The sequence below is a fragment of the uncultured Microbacterium sp. genome (genome assembly GCF_964244775.1).
GTDB lineage: Bacteria > Actinomycetota > Actinomycetes > Actinomycetales > Microbacteriaceae > Microbacterium.
The window spans coordinates 553,364-569,633 of record NZ_CAXTJR010000001.1; the positions used below are offsets into that span (position 1 = coordinate 553,364).

General features: G+C 67.9%; 19 protein-coding genes and 2 tRNA genes. 13 read left to right on the top strand and 8 right to left on the bottom strand.

Annotation, left to right across the window (positions count from 1 at the left end):
* Positions 1-8 precede the first annotated feature (8 nt).
* From gatC to ACFE6Z_RS02670, 6 genes are read left to right on the top strand one after another with little or no spacing between them, the layout of a single operon-like run.
* Complete coding sequence (gene gatC, locus ACFE6Z_RS02645) at positions 9-308, top strand: Asp-tRNA(Asn)/Glu-tRNA(Gln) amidotransferase subunit GatC (RefSeq protein WP_375384131.1); 300 nt, start codon at positions 9-11, stop codon at positions 306-308.
* A complete protein-coding gene (gatA, locus tag ACFE6Z_RS02650; protein ID WP_375384132.1) occupies positions 305-1,834 on the top strand; it encodes an Asp-tRNA(Asn)/Glu-tRNA(Gln) amidotransferase subunit GatA in 1,530 nt (509 codons plus the stop codon). The genes gatC and gatA overlap by 4 nt, the downstream gene beginning before the upstream one ends.
* Position 1,835: 1 nt before the next feature.
* The gene (gene gatB / locus ACFE6Z_RS02655; RefSeq protein ID WP_375384133.1) at positions 1,836-3,335 is read left to right on the top strand and encodes an Asp-tRNA(Asn)/Glu-tRNA(Gln) amidotransferase subunit GatB; all 1,500 of its coding nucleotides are present in this window, start codon (positions 1,836-1,838) and stop codon (positions 3,333-3,335) included.
* A gap of 31 nt (positions 3,336-3,366) precedes the next feature.
* The gene (gene dinB, locus ACFE6Z_RS02660) at positions 3,367-4,623 is read left to right on the top strand and encodes a DNA polymerase IV (RefSeq protein ID WP_375384134.1); all 1,257 of its coding nucleotides are present in this window, start codon (positions 3,367-3,369) and stop codon (positions 4,621-4,623) included.
* 9 nt (positions 4,624-4,632) lie between these two features.
* Positions 4,633-4,953 (top strand): hypothetical protein, encoded by a 321-nt coding sequence (locus ACFE6Z_RS02665; protein WP_375384135.1) that lies wholly within the window; start codon positions 4,633-4,635, stop codon positions 4,951-4,953.
* Positions 4,928-5,521 carry a hypothetical protein gene (locus ACFE6Z_RS02670; protein WP_375384136.1) on the top strand — a complete coding sequence of 198 codons (594 nt, stop codon included), beginning with the start codon at positions 4,928-4,930 and terminating at the stop codon, positions 5,519-5,521. Before ACFE6Z_RS02665 ends, ACFE6Z_RS02670 begins: the two co-directional genes overlap by 26 nt.
* 7 nt (positions 5,522-5,528) lie before the next feature.
* On the opposite strand, the gene ACFE6Z_RS02675 is transcribed toward ACFE6Z_RS02670, so the two are convergent.
* From ACFE6Z_RS02675 to ACFE6Z_RS02700, 6 genes are all read right to left on the bottom strand, one after another.
* Complete coding sequence (locus ACFE6Z_RS02675) at positions 5,529-6,032, bottom strand: DUF2017 family protein (protein ID WP_375384137.1); 504 nt, start codon at positions 6,030-6,032, stop codon at positions 5,529-5,531.
* Positions 6,029-6,328, bottom strand: coding sequence for an ATP-dependent Clp protease adapter ClpS (clpS, locus tag ACFE6Z_RS02680; protein WP_375384638.1), 300 nt, complete (start codon positions 6,326-6,328; stop codon positions 6,029-6,031). The genes ACFE6Z_RS02675 and clpS overlap by 4 nt, the downstream gene beginning before the upstream one ends.
* A complete protein-coding gene (locus ACFE6Z_RS02685; RefSeq protein ID WP_375384138.1) occupies positions 6,328-6,678 on the bottom strand; it encodes a metallopeptidase family protein in 351 nt (116 codons plus the stop codon). Before ACFE6Z_RS02685 ends, clpS begins: the two co-directional genes overlap by 1 nt.
* A tRNA-His gene (locus ACFE6Z_RS02690) sits at positions 6,679-6,754 on the bottom strand.
* Positions 6,755-6,791: 37 nt separating this feature from the next.
* Positions 6,792-7,418, bottom strand: coding sequence for an oligoribonuclease (orn, locus tag ACFE6Z_RS02695; RefSeq protein ID WP_375384139.1), 627 nt, complete (start codon positions 7,416-7,418; stop codon positions 6,792-6,794).
* A gap of 49 nt (positions 7,419-7,467) precedes the next feature.
* Positions 7,468-7,543, bottom strand: a tRNA-Arg gene (locus ACFE6Z_RS02700).
* 67 nt (positions 7,544-7,610) lie between these two features.
* On the opposite strand from ACFE6Z_RS02700, the gene ACFE6Z_RS02705 reads away from it, so the two are divergent.
* From ACFE6Z_RS02705 to ACFE6Z_RS02720, 4 genes are read left to right on the top strand one after another with little or no spacing between them, the layout of a single operon-like run.
* A complete protein-coding gene (locus ACFE6Z_RS02705; protein ID WP_375384140.1) occupies positions 7,611-7,976 on the top strand; it encodes a three-helix bundle dimerization domain-containing protein in 366 nt (121 codons plus the stop codon).
* On the top strand, positions 7,957-10,881 hold the full coding sequence (locus tag ACFE6Z_RS02710) for an alpha-mannosidase (protein ID WP_375384141.1): 2,925 nt from the start codon (positions 7,957-7,959) through the stop codon (positions 10,879-10,881). The genes ACFE6Z_RS02705 and ACFE6Z_RS02710 overlap by 20 nt, the downstream gene beginning before the upstream one ends.
* Before the next feature lie 45 nt (positions 10,882-10,926).
* Entirely contained in the window at positions 10,927-12,219 is a 1,293-nt protein-coding gene (locus ACFE6Z_RS02715; protein ID WP_375384142.1) for an MFS transporter, read from the top strand.
* A gap of 28 nt (positions 12,220-12,247) precedes the next feature.
* Positions 12,248-12,460 carry a methyltransferase gene (locus ACFE6Z_RS02720; RefSeq protein ID WP_375384143.1) on the top strand — a complete coding sequence of 71 codons (213 nt, stop codon included), beginning with the start codon at positions 12,248-12,250 and terminating at the stop codon, positions 12,458-12,460.
* Positions 12,461-12,464: 4 nt separating this feature from the next.
* Here ACFE6Z_RS02720 and ACFE6Z_RS02725 read toward each other — a convergent pair whose 3' ends face one another.
* A complete protein-coding gene (locus tag ACFE6Z_RS02725; protein ID WP_375384144.1) occupies positions 12,465-13,088 on the bottom strand; it encodes a YitT family protein in 624 nt (207 codons plus the stop codon).
* A gap of 61 nt (positions 13,089-13,149) precedes the next feature.
* On the opposite strand from ACFE6Z_RS02725, the gene ACFE6Z_RS02730 reads away from it, so the two are divergent.
* Positions 13,150-14,574: a PLP-dependent aminotransferase family protein gene (locus tag ACFE6Z_RS02730; RefSeq protein ID WP_375384145.1), complete on the top strand. Its 1,425-nt coding sequence runs from the start codon at positions 13,150-13,152 to the stop codon at positions 14,572-14,574.
* A 28-nt stretch (positions 14,575-14,602) separates the two neighbouring features.
* Here ACFE6Z_RS02730 and ACFE6Z_RS02735 read toward each other — a convergent pair whose 3' ends face one another.
* Positions 14,603-14,869, bottom strand: a complete 267-nt coding sequence (locus ACFE6Z_RS02735) for a hypothetical protein (RefSeq protein ID WP_375384146.1) — start codon at positions 14,867-14,869, stop codon at positions 14,603-14,605.
* A 242-nt stretch (positions 14,870-15,111) separates the two neighbouring features.
* Between ACFE6Z_RS02735 and ssb the strand changes: the two genes are divergently transcribed.
* On the top strand, positions 15,112-15,636 hold the full coding sequence (gene ssb, locus ACFE6Z_RS02740; RefSeq protein ID WP_375384147.1) for a single-stranded DNA-binding protein: 525 nt from the start codon (positions 15,112-15,114) through the stop codon (positions 15,634-15,636).
* 36 nt (positions 15,637-15,672) lie between these two features.
* Complete coding sequence (locus ACFE6Z_RS02745) at positions 15,673-16,212, top strand: DUF6993 domain-containing protein (protein ID WP_375384148.1); 540 nt, start codon at positions 15,673-15,675, stop codon at positions 16,210-16,212.
* Positions 16,213-16,270 lie beyond the last annotated feature (58 nt).

Genomic DNA, 16,270 nt, shown 5'->3' on the forward strand with positions numbered 1-16,270 from the left:
CTGGCGGAGTGTCTGAAATCACCCCCGATCTCGTGCGCCATCTCGGTGTGCTCGCCCGGATCCAGCTGAGCGACGACGAGGTCCAGCGCCTCACCGGACAGCTCGATGCGATCGTCGACAACATCGCGAAGGTGTCTCAGGTGGCCACCCCCGACGTCGTGGCGACGAGCCACCCGATCCCGCTCCAGAACGTCTACCGTGCCGATGTCGTGGGCGAGACGCTCACCCAGGCTCAGGCGCTGCAGAATGCTCCGGATGCTGCGGACGGCCGGTTCCGCGTCACCGCGATCCTGGGGGAAGAGCAGTGAGCGACATCATCCGGCTCACGGCGGCGGAGCTCGCCGGCAGGCTCGCCTCGGGAGAGATCTCGAGCGTCGAGGCCACGCAGGCCCACCTCGATCGCATCGCGGCGGTGGACGGCGACATCCACGCGTTCCTGCACGTCAACGCCAGTGCCCTGGAGACAGCGGCCGACATCGATCGCCGACGTGCGGCGGGCGAAGCTCTCGGCCCCGTCGCCGGCGTGCCGCTCGCGATCAAGGACGTGCTGGTCACGACCGACATGCCCTCCACGAGCGGGTCGAAGATCCTCGAGGGCTATCTGTCGCCGTTCGAGGCGACGGTCGTTGCCCGCGCACGAGCGGCAGGGCTCGTGCCGCTCGGCAAGACGAACATGGACGAATTCGCGATGGGTTCGTCGACCGAGCACTCGGCGTACGGCCCCACGCACAACCCGTGGGATCTCGATCGGATCCCCGGCGGCTCAGGCGGTGGATCGGCCGCGGCCGTCGCGGCGTTCGAAGCACCGCTCGCGCTCGGCTCCGACACGGGCGGATCCATCCGTCAGCCCGCGCACGTCACCGGCACGGTGGGCATCAAGCCGACCTACGGCGGCGTCAGCCGCTACGGCGCGATCGCCCTGGCCTCGAGCCTCGATCAGGTGGGCCCCGTGACCCGCACGGTGCTGGACGCCGGCCTGCTGCACGATGTGATCGGCGGCCACGATCCGCGCGATTCGACGTCGCTGACCGATACATGGCCGTCGTTCGCCGATGCCGCCCGCGAGGGTGCCCGCGGCGACGTCCTCAACGGCTTGAAGGTCGGTGTGATCACCGAACTGCCCGACAGCGGCTTCCAGACCGGTGTGTCGGCGTCGTTCCGCGCGGCGCTGGGCGCGATGCAGGCGCAGGGCGCCGAGATCGTCGAGATCAGCGCCCCGCACTTCGAGTACGGCGTCGCCGCGTATTACCTGATCCTCCCCGCCGAGGCATCCAGCAATCTCGCCAAGTTCGACTCCGTGCGTTTCGGGCTGCGCACGGCCGTCGCCGGAACGGTAGAGGATGTCATGGCCGCGACCCGCGACGCGGGCTTCGGAGACGAGGTGAAGCGCCGGATCATCCTCGGCACGTACGCCCTGTCGGCCGGCTACTACGACGCCTACTACGGCTCGGCGCAGAAGGTGCGCACGCTCATCCAGCGCGACTTCGACGAGGCCTTCGCCCGCGTCGACGTGATCGCGACGCCGTCCGCGCCGACCACGGCATTCAGGCTCGGTGAGAAGATCGACGACCCGCTGCAGATGTACCTCAACGACGTCACGACGATCCCCGCCAACCTCGCGGGCGTTCCCGGCATCTCGATCCCGTCGGGCTTGGCGGAGGATGACGGCTTGCCGGTCGGCATCCAGTTCCTGGCTCCCGCGCGCGAGGACGCCCGCCTGTACCGGGTGGGTGCGGCGCTGGAGGCTCTGCTCGTGGACAGCTGGGGCGGGCCGTTGCTCGATCGGGCTCCGACCCTTCGACAATCTCAGGGACCGGTCGGAGAGGTGGGCTGACATGGCGAAAGACAAATTGCTGAGCTTCGACGAGGCCCTCGAGTTGTTCGAGCCGGTGCTCGGGTTCGAGGTCCACGTCGAGCTGAACACGAAGACGAAGATGTTCTCGGCGGCGCCGAACTCGTTCGGGCGCGAGCCGAACACCGACCTGGCACCCGTCGATCTGGGGCTGCCCGGATCGCTCCCCGTCGTCAACGAGACGGCCGTGCGGTACTCGATCTCGCTCGGCCTGGCTCTCGGGTGCAGCATCGCGCCGTCGAGCCGTTTCGCGCGCAAGAACTACTTCTACCCCGACATGGGCAAGAACTACCAGATCAGCCAGTACGACGAGCCGATCGCCTTCGCGGGCTCCGTCGATGTCGAACTCGCCGACGGCATCATCGTCACGGTGCCCATCGAACGCGCACACATGGAAGAGGATGCCGGAAAGCTGACGCACGTCGGCGGCTCTACCGGTCGCATCCAGGGCGCCGAGCACTCGCTGGTCGACTACAACCGTGCCGGTGTACCCCTCGTCGAGATCGTCACCAAGCCCATCTACGGCACCGAGCACCGCGCACCCGAGATCGCGAAGGCGTACGTGCAGACGATCCGTGACATCGTGCTCGCGCTCGGGATCTCCGACGCGAAGCTCGAACGCGGCAACCTCCGCTGCGATGCGAACGTGTCGCTCCGTCCGCGCGGTCAGGAGAAGCTCGGCACCCGCACCGAGACCAAGAACGTGAACTCCATGCGGTCGGTCGAGCGGGCGGTGCGCTACGAGATCCAGCGTCAGGCGGCGATCCTCGCGGCGGGCGGAACGATCACCCAGGAGACCAGGCACTGGCACGAAGACACCGGTACGACCTCGCCGGGGCGCCCCAAGTCGGATGCCGATGACTATCGGTACTTCCCCGAGCCCGACCTGCTGCCGGTGGTGCCGTCGCTCGCGCTGATCGAAGAGTTGCGCGCGGCGCTCCCCGAAGGCCCCGCGACGCGGCGTCGTCGCCTGAAGGCCGAGTGGGGCTTCACCGACCTCGAGTTCCAGGATGCGGCCAACAACGGCATCCTCGCCGAGATCGAGGCGACGGTCGCCGCGGGTGCGACTCCCGCCGCCGCGCGCAAGTGGTGGACGGGCGAGATCGCCCGCCTCGCCAACGCGCAGGGGCGTGAGGCGTCCGACCTCGTCTCGCCCGCCGATGTGGCTTCGGTGCAGGCGCTCGTGGACGCGGGAACCCTCAACGACAAGCTCGCGCGGCAGGTGCTCGAAGCCGTCATCGCGGGTGAGGGTAGTCCGCAGCAGATCGTGGATGCTCGGGGCCTTGCCGTCGTCTCCGATGACGGTCCGCTCATCGCGGCGATCGATGACGCGCTGGCTGCTCAGCCCGACGTGCTCGAGAAGATCCGTGACGGCAAGGTGCAGGCGGCCGGCGCCGTGATCGGCGCGGTCATGAAGGCGATGCGCGGGCAGGCCGACGCGGCGCGCGTACGGGAGCTGGTACTGGAGCGCGCGGCCCGGTAGCGATGTCGTCGCTCGCGACGAGAATGGACGCATGGGACGCGGCGACGGCACGGGGCGGATGGTGTCGCCCGACGGCGCCGACGACAGTGGCACCGGCATCCTGCATGTCGACATGGATGCCTTCTACGCGTCGGTCGAAATCCTCGACGACCCGTCCCTGAAGGGGAAGCCGATCATCATCGGGGCACCCGACGGGCGGTCGGTCGTCTCGAGCGCCTCGTACGAAGCGCGGCGCTTTGGCGTGCGATCGGCGATGCCGGTCGGCCAGGCGCTGCGACTGTGCCCGAACGCGATCGTGGTACTGCCGCACTTCGACCGCTACATCGCGAAGTCCGGGGAAGTGATGGAGATCTTCCACTCGTTCACTCCGCTCGTCGAGCCGCTCTCGATCGATGAGGCGTTCCTCGACGTCCGCGGCGCGCGCCGGCTGTGGGGCAGTCCGGGCGAGATCGGTCGGGCGATCCGTCGCCGCATGCTGGCCGAGACCGGGCTGGTCTGCAGCGTCGGGGTCGCCGCGACTAAGCATGTCGCGAAGATGGCGTCCACGATCAGCAAGCCCGACGGAATCCTCATCGTCGCAGAGCACGACACCGCTGCGTTCCTCGGGCCGCGGTCGGTCCGGGCGATGTGGGGCGTCGGGCCGAAAGCATCCGAGGTCCTCGAATCGCGCGGTCTCCGCACGATCGCCGACGTGCGCGACGCGTCCCGCGCGTCCCTTGACCGCGCGGTCGGCGTCGCGATGGGGGAGCGGCTCTGGCACCTCGCCCGCGGCATCGATCCCCGCGAGGTCTCGACCTCGCGAGTGGAGAAGAGCATCGGCCACGAAGAAACCTTCCACACCGACATCACCGATCCCGTCGCGCTGCGTGCCGAGCTGCGCCGGCTGTCGGATCGGGTGGGCGCGCGGCTGCGCAAGAACGGGTGGGAGGCTGCCACGATCGCCATCAAAGTGAGGTTCGCCGACTTCACGACGATCAGGCGCTCGCAGACGCTCGAGGCGCCGACCGCCGTCGGGCAGCGGATCGGGGATGCTGCGCGCGACCTGTTCGACAGCGTCGAGGTGCGTCAGGCGGTACGCCTCGTCGGAGTGCGGGCCGAGCGGCTGCAAGAGTCCGGAGGCGCCGCGCTCGCCCTCTGGGACGACGACGAGGAGTGGCGCAATGTCGAGGGGGCGCTGGATGACGCGACCGCCCGGTTCGGCAAGGGCGCGGTGACCCGCGCGGCCTTCCTCGGACGCACCCCGGCGATCGGGGCGATGCCGTCGCATCCGAAGCCTCCACCGGGGTAGCGTGGGCTCATGCCCAACATCGCACTCGAGCTCGGCAAGCAGTCCGCATCGTTCGGCGTGAAGAGCGCCTACGGCGAGCAGCAGGACATCGACGGTATCCGCATCGTGCCCGTTGCCATCACCTGGTCGGGATTCGGCGGCGGTTCCGACGAGGTCGGCAATGGCGGAGGTGGCGGCGGCGGATATGCGATCCCGCTCGGCGCCTACATCCGTCGGGGCGGCGATCTGCGGTTCGAGCCGAACATCGTGGTCTTCCTCACGGTCGCGATCCCGTTCGTGTGGGTCGCCGGTCGCGCACTCAGCCGTGTCATCCGCGTCCTCAAGAAGTAACAGCGACCCGCTCGCCGACGTCCGTCACGCCGCCGCCACGAAGATCCTCGAGGCGGTCGTCGCGGTCCAGGCTGCCAATCCGGTCGTGCTCATCGACGGCCGCAGTGGCTCCGGCAAGTCGACGCTCGCGGCCGAGCTCGTGCGCCGCTGGCCGCTGCGCGGCCGCGTCCAGCTGGTCGGGCTCGATTCGATCTACCCCGGCTGGGACGGCCTGGCCGACGGCGTGCGTACGGCGACCGACCTCATCCTGAACGCTCATGCGCGCGGATTCATCGGCGTGTGGGAGCGATGGGACTGGGATGCCGGGCAGCACGCGGAGGCGCATGCCGTCGACCCGGCGCTTGCGCTGATCATCGAGGGTTCCGGCATCCTCACCCCCGTCACCGCACGCCTCGCCGACGTGCGCGTCTGGCTCGAGTCGCCCACCTCGTCTCGCAAAGCGCGCGCGATCGCCCGCGACGGAGACGCCTTCCGCCCGCACTGGACGCGCTGGGCCGAGCAGGAGGAACGTCACCTCGCACGGGATGACCCGCGCGCTCAGGCCACCCTGCTCTTCGATATCCCCTAGCGCGAAGTCATTCCCCGGTCACCGCGCGCACGAGTCCGTCCAGGCGGTAGCCGAGCCAGTCGTAGATCCCGAACCGAGGGTCGTTCTCGTCGTGGTCGTCCTCGGTCTTGATGCCCAGCCGCGCGGCCAGCACCAGTCGGACAGCGGCCAGGGTGCGCAACCATGCCCGTGACTGGTCCGCGTCGATCGTGATCGCCACGAGCTCGGTGAACCGGGGGTCATCCAGAGGCGTGCCGGCGGGTACCAGTCCGATGCCGCCGAGGGTGGACAGCACGGCGCCGGCATCGTCGATGCGCCGTGCGATCAGGTCGCTCTGGGTCACATCGCGGAACTCCCGCGCGGCGTCGGGGTCGTCGGTGTACGCGTCGGGCACGAGCCGGGCGATCGCGGGATCGTCGGTGGGCCGCTGATCGTCGCCGGCCTGTAGGAGCTCGAGGAACTGGGTCACGAGGCCGGAGAGATGGGCGACCTCGATGCGTGAGACCTCGAGGACGACGAGACGCTCGTTCACTGGGGCGCCTGTCGCACCGTGGCCCACAGGCCGTAGTCGTGCATGGCCTGAACGTGCAGCTCCATCTGTTCGCGCGCTCCCTCTGCCACCACCGCGTGGCCGTCGCTGTGCACGGCCATCATCAGCCGCGTCGCCTGGTCGATCGAGAAGCCGAAGTATTCGCGGAAGACGTGCACGACGTAGCTCATCAGATTCACCGGATCGTTCCAGACCACGGTCTGCCAGGGTCGCACAACGCTCGCGGACTCGTCCAGATGCAGATCCTCGCGGGTGGCGGGCAGCGCGACCACGACCATCACGCCCACCCCAGTTCGTGCAGCCGGTCGTCGTCGATGCCGTAGAAATGCGCGATCTCGTGCACGAGAGTCGTGTGGATCTCATCGCGAAGCTCATCCATCGAGTCGCAGACGTGCAGATGCGGTTCGCGGTACACGATGATGCGGTCGGGGAGCTCGCCCACCCCGTACCTGTCGCGCTCGGTGAGCGCCCACCCGTCATAGAGTCCGAGCAGGTCGAGACTGCCGTCTTCCGGCCGGTCCTCGACGACGAATACGACGTTGTCGAGCCCGTCGATCATGTCGTCGGGCAACAGGTCCAGTTCGGAGATGACGAGCGACTCGAAGGTCGCAGCATCCGCCTCAATCATTGGGGTGAGTAACGGGGCTCGAACCCGCGACATCGGCCACCACAAGGCCGCGCTCTACCAACTGAGCTATACCCACCATGTCTCCCGCACGTGCGAGCAACCCGAAGATTCTCTCATACTTCGGGTGAGAACGCCGACACGACGGATGCCGCGACAGCGCGCGCGCCGTCGCTCGTCGGGCCCGGCTCCGGCACGAAAACGGCCTGCCGGTAGTACGCCAGTTCTCTGATCGACTCGCGGATATCGGCCAGTGCCCGATGGCCGCCGTCTTTGGCCGGAGCATGGATGTAGGCGCGCGGGTACCAGCGACGGGAGAGCTCTTTGACGCTGGACACGTCGACGTTGCGGTAGTGCAGCCACCGATCAAGACGCGGCATGTACTTGGCGAGGAACATCCGGTCGGTGCCGATCGTGTTGCCCGCGAGCGGCGCCTTGCCCTCCTGCGGCACGAACCGCTGGATGTACTCGAGTGCCAGGAACTCGGCCTCGGCGGCGCTCACACCGTTCGGGATCTCTTCTATGAGACCCGATGTCGTGTGCATCTGGGTCACGAAGTCGTTCATGTGCGCGAGCGCGGTGTCGTCGGGCCTGATGACGATCTGGAAGCCGGGGTCGAGAACTCGCAGCTCGAAGTCGGTCACGACGACCGCGATCTCGACGAGTTCGTCGACGTCGAGATCGAGCCCTGTCATCTCGCAGTCGATCCACACGAGTCGGTCGTTCTCAGAAGCCCCCACCATGCGCCCCATCCTAATGAGCGGCGCGGACGCCGAGCCGCCGGGCGGCTATTGGCCCCCCTGGAGAGATTCGAACTCCCGACCAGCCGGGTAGAAACCGGATGCTCTATCCACTGAGCTACAGGGGGTGACCGATTCAGGCTACCCGCCGCGTCGACCGGTCTGGAAGTCGAGGGCGTGCCGCTCCGGTCGAGTGTGGAGCTGATCACCGAGTGGTATCGCCGTCTCGCACTCGTCGAGGACGCTGCGGACCGCCAGGCGCAGGCCCCGACTGACTTGCGCGAGCGGGCGGATAATCGTCGTATGAGCTGCACGAATCCTCGGAGCGAGTTCGAGGCCCTGCTCCATCTTTCGGAGCGGTTGAAGCGTCGATTCCCTGGTTGGGACGACGACGCACTGTTCGCCCTGATCGCCGACGAGCTCGAAGCTTTCGACAGTGCGCGACTGCGCGAGTATGTGCCGGTCTTGATAGAACACAACGTGCGCCAGCGACTTCAAGCCACACACGAACCCGCTGCATCGAGGGGTAGGAGAGGCGCGCATGATCGGGTTCACCGTTGAACTCATCGGATTCCCGGCACAGCATCCTCGCGAATACCGGCGACTGCTCAGCATCCGCAAACGCATCTACACGCCCGTCGCAGGGCTGAAGGCAGAGATCCTCCGGTCGGGCGAACCGATCCCCTTCGAGGCGATCGACCGCGCCGCCTTCCGTTCGCTTCGCCCCGGCACGTCGTGGGGCACGGTGGGCGACTGCGCCTGGCTCCGGATCACGGGCGAGATGGCCGCCTCCGGGGCAGAGCTGCACGTGATGCTCGGCATCCGCGGCGAAGGTCTGGTCTTCTCACCCGACGGCGTGGTCCTCGATTCGGTCAGCACGGTGTGGCAGCAGGGCGATCTGCCCCACAGCGGCGGCAAGTACCGCTCGGTCCGCGACGTCGACCTCTCGAGCGGGCGCATCGAGCTGTACGCCGACGTGGCGTACAACGGCTTTCTGCTCTACGAGGTCGGGAGCGCGGTCTATCACGGCGCGCACATCGCGACGCGCGATGACGAGATGTTCGCGCTGTACTACGACATGCTCACGCTCTCTGTGCTGGCCGTCTCGACGAAAGACCAGTCGCTGGCATGGGAGCTTCGTACCGCACTGGATGCCGCCTACCGCAGGTTCGAAGTGGGCGACACGGCCGGCGCACGCGCAGCACTCGCCCCGTCGCTCGCCGCGCCGTCGGAGAGCAATTTCGTCTACACCGCGATCGGGCACGGTCATCTCGACATGGCGTGGCTGTGGCCGCTCCGTGAGACGCACCGCAAAGCGGCGCGCACCTACAGCAGGGCGCTCGGGAACATCGCCCGCACCGAGTCGTTCGTCTACGGCACGAGTCAGCCCCAGCAGCTGCAGTGGATGAAAGAGGAGCAGCCCGCGCTGTTCGAACGACTGCGAGCCGCCGCGGGCTCCGGCCGGATGGAGCTGCAGGGCAGCTTCTGGGTGGAGCCCGACACCAACCTGCCCAACGGCGAGTCGCTCGTCCGACAGGCGCTGGTCGGCCGTCGCTTCCTGCAGGAGGAGTTCGCGCTCGACGCGGACGAGCTGCGCATGTGCTGGCTCCCCGACACGTTCGGGTACAGCGGCAACCTGCCGCAGATCCTGAAGAAGAGCGGGATGGACTGGTTCTCGACCATCAAGCTCGCGTGGAACAAGGTGAACACCTTCCCGCACCGCACGTTCCACTGGGAGGGGATCGACGGTTCATCGGTGCTCGTCCACATGCCGCCCGAAGGCGACTACAACGCACGGGGCGCCGCGGACGGACTGCTCAAAGGCATCGATCAGTACCCCGAGCGCGACCTCGGAACGGCTCTTCTGGTCTACGGCTCGGGTGACGGCGGCGGCGGACCGGGCGAGGTGCACCTCGAGGTGACCCAGCGCGAGACGAATCTGCGCGGTCTGCCCCGCATCGAGTTCGGATCGGCGACGAGCTTCTTCCGGCGCCTCGAGACGATGGATGTCGCGCACACGCACGTGGGCGAGCTGTACCTCGAAACCCACCAGGGCACCTACACGACACAGGCGCGGATCAAGCGGATGAACCGCCTCGTGGAGCGCAAGCTGCACAACGCCGAATCTCTCGCCGCGATCGTGGGATCCGACACGCGCGGAGCCCTCGCCCCCATCTGGCGCGACGTGCTGCTGGGCCAGTTCCACGACATCATCCCGGGCTCATCCATCGAGCGCGTCAACCGCGAGGCCGTCGCCACCTACCAACGCCTGGACGGCGAGCTCGACGAGCACATCGGCGGGCTCGTCGCAGAGCTGCCGATCGGTCAGGACGGCACGACCGTGCTCAACCTGACGAGCTTCCCCCGCAGTGAGCACATTGCGATCGATGGCGAGTGGTTCTACGCGGATGCCGCTCCCTACGCCTCGGCGACGGTGCACCTCGCCCAGCCCGTGCCGGAACTGGCCTTCACGCCCGACACGACGGCCAACGGCATCCTCACCCTCCACTTCGCCGAGTCGGGCGAGATCTCCTCGTGCACGGATTCCCAGGGCAACGAGCTGGCCGGCGCGGGCTTGAACCGGCTCGTCGTGCACGACGACCCGTTCCAGTTCCCCTTCGACGCGTGGGACATCGGAATGGACTACCTCGACAAGCCTCTGCGAGTGCTGTCGGCGACGGATGTCCGCACGCGCATCGATGGACCGACCGTCGTGCGGAGCGTCCTCTACCGCTATCCGAAGGTGTTCGTCGAGCAGAGCGTGATCCTCGAAGCCGGGAGCGACGTCGTCCGCTTCGATACGGTCGTGACCTGGCGTGAGAAGCACAAGATGCTCCGCGCCGAGTTCCGTCCCGAGCATTACGGCCAGTCGGTGCAGTGCGAGATCCAGTTCGGTCACATCAGCCGCCCCACGACCGAGCGCGACTCCGTCGAGCGCGCGCAGTTCGAGATCTGCGCCCACAAATGGATCGCGACCAACGACGGTGTCGGCGGGTTCGCGCTGCTCAACGACTCGAAATACGGACACCGGGCCAAGGACGGGCTGATCAGCCTCAACCTGCTGCGCTCGCCGACCTTCCCCGATAAGACGGCCGACCGCGGCATCCATCGATTCACCTACGCATTCACGCCGTACGCGCCGAACGATCTCGCGAAGGTCATCCGCGAGGGCTACCGCCTGAACAACCCGCTGCTCGTGACCGGCGGCGCCGATCTGGCGCCCTTCGCGGCGACGGATGACCCCGCCATCGTGATCGAGACGATCAAGCCGGCCGAGAGCGGGAGCGGGATCGTCCTGCGCCTGTACGAGAGCCTCGGACGCCCCGCCGTCACCCGGCTTTGCGTCGCGCGGCCGTATGCGATCGCGCGTGAGGCGAACCTGATGGAGATCCCGCTCGGGGATGCCGATCTCGACCGGCTGGAGTTCACCCCGTTCGAGATCAAGACGATCCACCTGGAGGGCTGAGTCATCGACGGCACGGTTCTCACCCAGTCGGCGGTAGCCCCCGCCGTGCAGCGGCGCTCGATCATCGCGGCCGGGTTCGGTCAGAACATCGTCCTGACGACCGTCACGACCTTCATGCTCGTCTACCTCCTGCAATACGCGCACATCAGCACGCAGGGCATGGCAGTGGTCACGGCGATCATCACCGCCGCGAAGATCTTCGATGCCGTCAGTGATCCGGTGATGGGCAGCATCGTCGACATGACCCGCAGCCGGTGGGGCAAGCTGCGGCCGTACATCCTCTACTCGGCCGCCCCGGTGGCGATCCTCTCCACTCTGCTGTTCTGTGTTCCCGACGCGCCCGAGGTCTGGCAACTCGTCTACTTCGGCGTGTGCTATTTCCTGTGGGGCTTCGCCTACACGGTCTGCGACGTGCCGTACTGGGGCCTCATCGGCTCGGCCTTCCCGAACCCCACCGAACGCACCAGGGTGATCTCTCTCGTGCGCGCATTCGGTGCGATCGCGCTCGGACTCGCCACGCTCGGGATGCCGTGGCTCGCGCGTCTGCTGAGCGGCGGGGGTGAGACCACCGGGTTCGGCTGGTCGCTCGCGGTCGGCATCGCGTCGGTGCTCGGGATGGGGCTCTTCCTGCTGGCGTTCTTCAACACGCGGGAGCGACACGACCCGTCCACGCAGGAGCGCCTGACCTTCCGCGTGCTGTTCGGGACGCTGGTGAAGAACACGTCGCTGCTGATGGTGCTGCTCGGGTCGGTGCTGGGATTCGGCCGCTACATCGTCCAGGCCGGGGGAGCCGTCTTCGTCGTCGTCGCGTACGGCGACGAGGCCTACTTCACGCTGGTGGGCGCGGCGATCATCGTCGGCATGGTGCTCGCCTCGTTCACGGCGCCGCTCCTGCTCCGGGTGATCAGCGGGCGCGCGGCCATCATCGGCAGCTCATTCGTCGGCGCCGCCCTCTACGTCGGCATGTACTTCGCGGGGTACCAGAACCTGATCGTCATGATGGTCTTCATCTTCCTGACGGGCCTGACCCTCGGGCTCTTCCTCGTGGTGCAGGCCACGATGATCGCCGACTCCGTCGACGATGTCGAGCGGCGCACCGGCGTGCGCAACGACGGCATCTCGTTTTCGACCCTCACATTCGTCTCGAAGATCATGAACGCGCTGGCGGTGCTCGTCTTCGGGATCTTCATCGTGGTGGCCGGCTACCAAAGCGGCGTGACGGTCACACCCGAGATGCAGCAGACGCTGTTCGTGTCGATCACGCTCGTTCCCGCGCTGAGCTGCCTCGTTTCGGCCGTGCCGTTCTTCTTCTACCGGATCGGGGCCACCTCGGCGTAACGTCGAGTCATCGGGAAGGAGTTCGACGATGAGCACAACCCAGACGCATCACGCACTGTGGGTGGCCTACGGGCAGGCGGGGGTGACGGGCACCATCCGCAGATCCGACGATGGCTACCTGGTCACGATGGCCGGCGCCGACGAGTCCGCGGGGGAGTACCCGACGATGGAGATCGCGAAGAACGCGCTGTATTCGCGGATGACGCCCGGCAGCGACTGGCCGCAGTTCCGCCAGCACTGAATCGTCACGCAACCCGAGCGCCCGAGCCTTTTCCGGCGCGCACGCCCGACGCCGGCTTCTTCGTGCTGAGAAGAGGAAGGGCGATGTGCACGAGCGGCCCGATGAGGGTCGCGAAGAGCACCGTGCCGATGCCGACGGTACCGCCGAGAAGCCATCCGGCCACCAGGACCGTCGCCTCGACCGACAACCGGCACGCCCAGATGGGCCAGCCGAACCGCGCGTGCATGCCTGTCATGAGCCCGTCGCGCGGGCCCGGTCCGAAGTGTGCGCCGATGTAGAGACCTGAGGCGATGGCCACCATCACGATCCCCGCGATCAGTACCGCGCACTGCGCGATCAGACCGGAGATCGGAGGGACGATCGCGAGTCCGGCTTCGATGGCGGTGCCGACAAGCAGGATGTTCGCGATGGTCCCGATGCCCGGCTTCTGACGGAGCGGGATCCATAGGAGCAGGACGAGGACGCCGAGGATGCTCGCCACCCACCCGATGCCGATGCCCGTGTGGACGGAGATGCCCTGCGCGAACACCGTCCAGGGATCGACTCCCAGGCCCGCCTCGACGGTCAGGGCGCATCCGAATCCGTAGAGCACCAGACCGATCAGCAGCTGCAGAACGCGACGTGTCATGTAAGCATCCAATCGCATCATTGGACTTCTTTGATCATGCCAATCGGCGTACTCTGGCCTCATGGACTCCCGCATCTCGGCGAGGATGCTCTCCGCATCCCTCGGTGGCTGGCGCACCCGCGAACCCGCGTATGAAGCGCTGGCCGACAGCATCCGCCTGCTCTGTCTCGACAATCGGCTCGCGCCCCGCACGGCGCTGCCCGCCGAGCGCGAGTTGGCCGCGGCGCTGTCGCTGAGTCGTACGACGGTCGCCGCCGCGTACCGCAGCCTGCGCGACACCGGGCACATCCAGAGCGTGCGCGGGTCGGGGAGCGTCACGCTGCCACTCGGGCGCGACGATCCGGGACGGGCGTTCTCGTCGGACGGCACGATCGACCTGCAGCAGGCCAGTCCTCCCGCGTGGCCCGGGCTGGCCGGAGTGATCTCGGAGGTAGCAGCCGGCTCGACCGCGCTGATCAGTCGCTCCGGGTACGACGTGGTCGGTCGGCCAGAGCTGCGTGACGCGATCGCCGAGCACTACGCGAGCCGCGGTGTGCCCACCACGGGCGACGACATCCTCATCACGACCGGCGCGCAGAGTGCGATCCACCTTCTTGCCACCGTGCTGATCGGCCGAGGCGACCGCGTGCTGGTGGAGACGCCCACCTACCCCCATGCCGCAGACGCACTGCGCGAAGCGGGCGGCCGACTCGTCGGAGTGCCGGTCACGACAGACGGCGGCTGGGATCTGGATCGCGCAGAGCAAGCGTTCGCCCGCGCGCTGCCGATCCTCGCCTATCTCATGCCCGACTTCCAGAACCCCACCGGGCGCTCCATGACGATGCAGGAGCGTGAGGCGATGGTCGCGGCGGGGGAGCGCAGCGGGGCAATCCTGGTCGTGGACGAGACGACGGCCGATCTCGACATCGACCGCGGGCCCGCTGCCGGGCTATTCGACTCCGCGGACTCGCTCGGCATCGTACGGATCGGCTCGCTCGGCAAGACCGTGTGGGGCGGACTGCGGATCGGATGGATCCGCGCCGACCGCGATCTCATCCGCCGCCTCGCGGCGGCGCGGTCGACGCACGATCTCGGCACGCCCGAGTTCGAGCAGGCGGTGGCGGAGCGTCTGTTCGCGCGAATGCCGGAGATCGTCGCGCAACGCTCGCACGTGCTCCGCGAAGGACGAGACGCCCTCGTGACGGCGCTCGATCGTTTCCTCCCGGAATGGCACGTTCCGCGGGTCGACGGCGGAGTATCCCTGTGGGTGGGATTGGATGCTCCGCTGAGCGCCGCGCTCGTGATGGAGGCGAGATCACGCGGGCTGCTCCTGTCTGCGGGACCGCGATTCTCCGTGGACGGGGGGCACGACCGCCACCTCCGGATTCCCTTCACGGCATCGGTGGATGAGCTGAGGCGCGCAGTGGACACGCTCGCCTCGGTGTGGCCGCGCGTTCGTGCGGAGGCGCCGGCTGCCCTCGTGGATCGGCTCGAAACGGTGATCTGACCCCGCGGCGCGATCGGATCGCCCGGCGTCATCGCGCGAAGCGCAGGCAGTCGACGGCATCGTCCGCCGACCAGAAATCGCCCAGATCGCGGAACCCGCGCGAAGGCGAGTGGTAGCGACGCGCGCGGAACCGCATCCCGTCGCCGAGCGGGACGGCCTGCACGTGCCCGATCACGATGCCTCGGGAATCGATCACCCTGCAGAGGTAGTCCGTGACGGGCGTGAGCCGCGCCGGGGTGGTGGAAGAAAGCACGGGTGCCGCCGATATGAGCGGCCGTTCCAGAGCGATGGTCATGTCGCCTCCTTGTGCGTTCGAAGATACGTGCGACCTCCGACATCCATTTCCCCGCTCTCCGACGGCTCGAGCCGTCGATGCCTCCCCAGCGAACCTCCTGCCTTGACGTGTCCACATCCTGACTTCGGGTCGACACCGACCGGTGAGGGATGCGCCACCGTGGTCTCAGCGCCGGTGCCCGTGGGGCACGCGGGCACCGGCGCATCCCGAGGACCGTCCTCGGACCCGAGAAAGGATGCGACATGAGCGACACGATCACCGTCACCGGCAACATCGCCACCGACCCCGACTTCAAGCGTACGCCTGCAGGCGTCGCCATCACCGGCTTCCGGGTGGCCAGCAGTCAGCGACGCTTCGACAGGAACACCGGCGCATGGGTCGACGGAGTGACCAATTTCTACTCCGTGTCGACATTCCGAGGTCTGGCCGAGCATGCGTTCGCATCGTTCAAGAAGGGCGACCGCGTACTGCTGACCGGCAGGCTCAGACTGCGGGAGTGGGACAACGGAACCAAACGAGGCACCACCGCCGAGATCGACGCCGAGGCGATCGGCCACGATCTGCTGTGGGGCACGACGACCTTCGTGCGGGCGAGTTCGACTGCAGATGGCGCCCGGGCGGACGCTCCGGACGACCCGCGTGACTCGCAGGGCGTTTCGGACGCGTGGGCGGTTCCCGGATCCGAGGTCGACACCGGCCTCGATGCCGGAACGGGCCTCACAGACGAACGCCCGCTCGTCGCGGCCGGAGCCGAAACGCCGTTCTGAGGCGCTCGGCCAGGGCTCCGGCCGTAGACTCGCGGGGTGCCTCCTCGCCCTGCGACCCGCCCGCTGCGTGCCGTTCGACGGGTCGCTGTGTCCGTTGCAGTGGCGGGCGGGTTGGCCGCGCTCGCGCTGGTCTTCGCAGGATGCGTCGGAGCGAGCCCCTCGCCGGCGACCCCCGTCGCCGAATCGACGTCGGCCGCCTCCGCGTCTGCGACGGCCGCCCCGACGACGCCTCCGACACCCACCGTGCCGGTGCTCGTCCGCGGGGGTACCGCCGCCGACAACCTCCCCGTCTTCAAGGCGACGGTCGACTCCGTCTGGGCGTCGCCGCAGAACGTGACGGGCCGCGCGTACATCGATGCGCTGATCGCCGTGGGATTCGACAAGACCGCGATGCAGCTGACCAGCGACAGCACCACCGTCGGCAACCCGGCCGAGAGCATCCAGTTCTCGGTGCTGTGGGGCGACCAATGCCTCGTCGGCCAGGTGGGCCCGGCAACAGGAACGGCGGTGACCACCGTCCTGCCCGCTCTCACGGGCGGCACCTGCCTGATCGGTGCGACGGTTCCGATCGACTGACGCTCGCTGATGCACGCTACCCGGTAGTGCTGCTCGATGACGACGGTGCGTCCGCCTC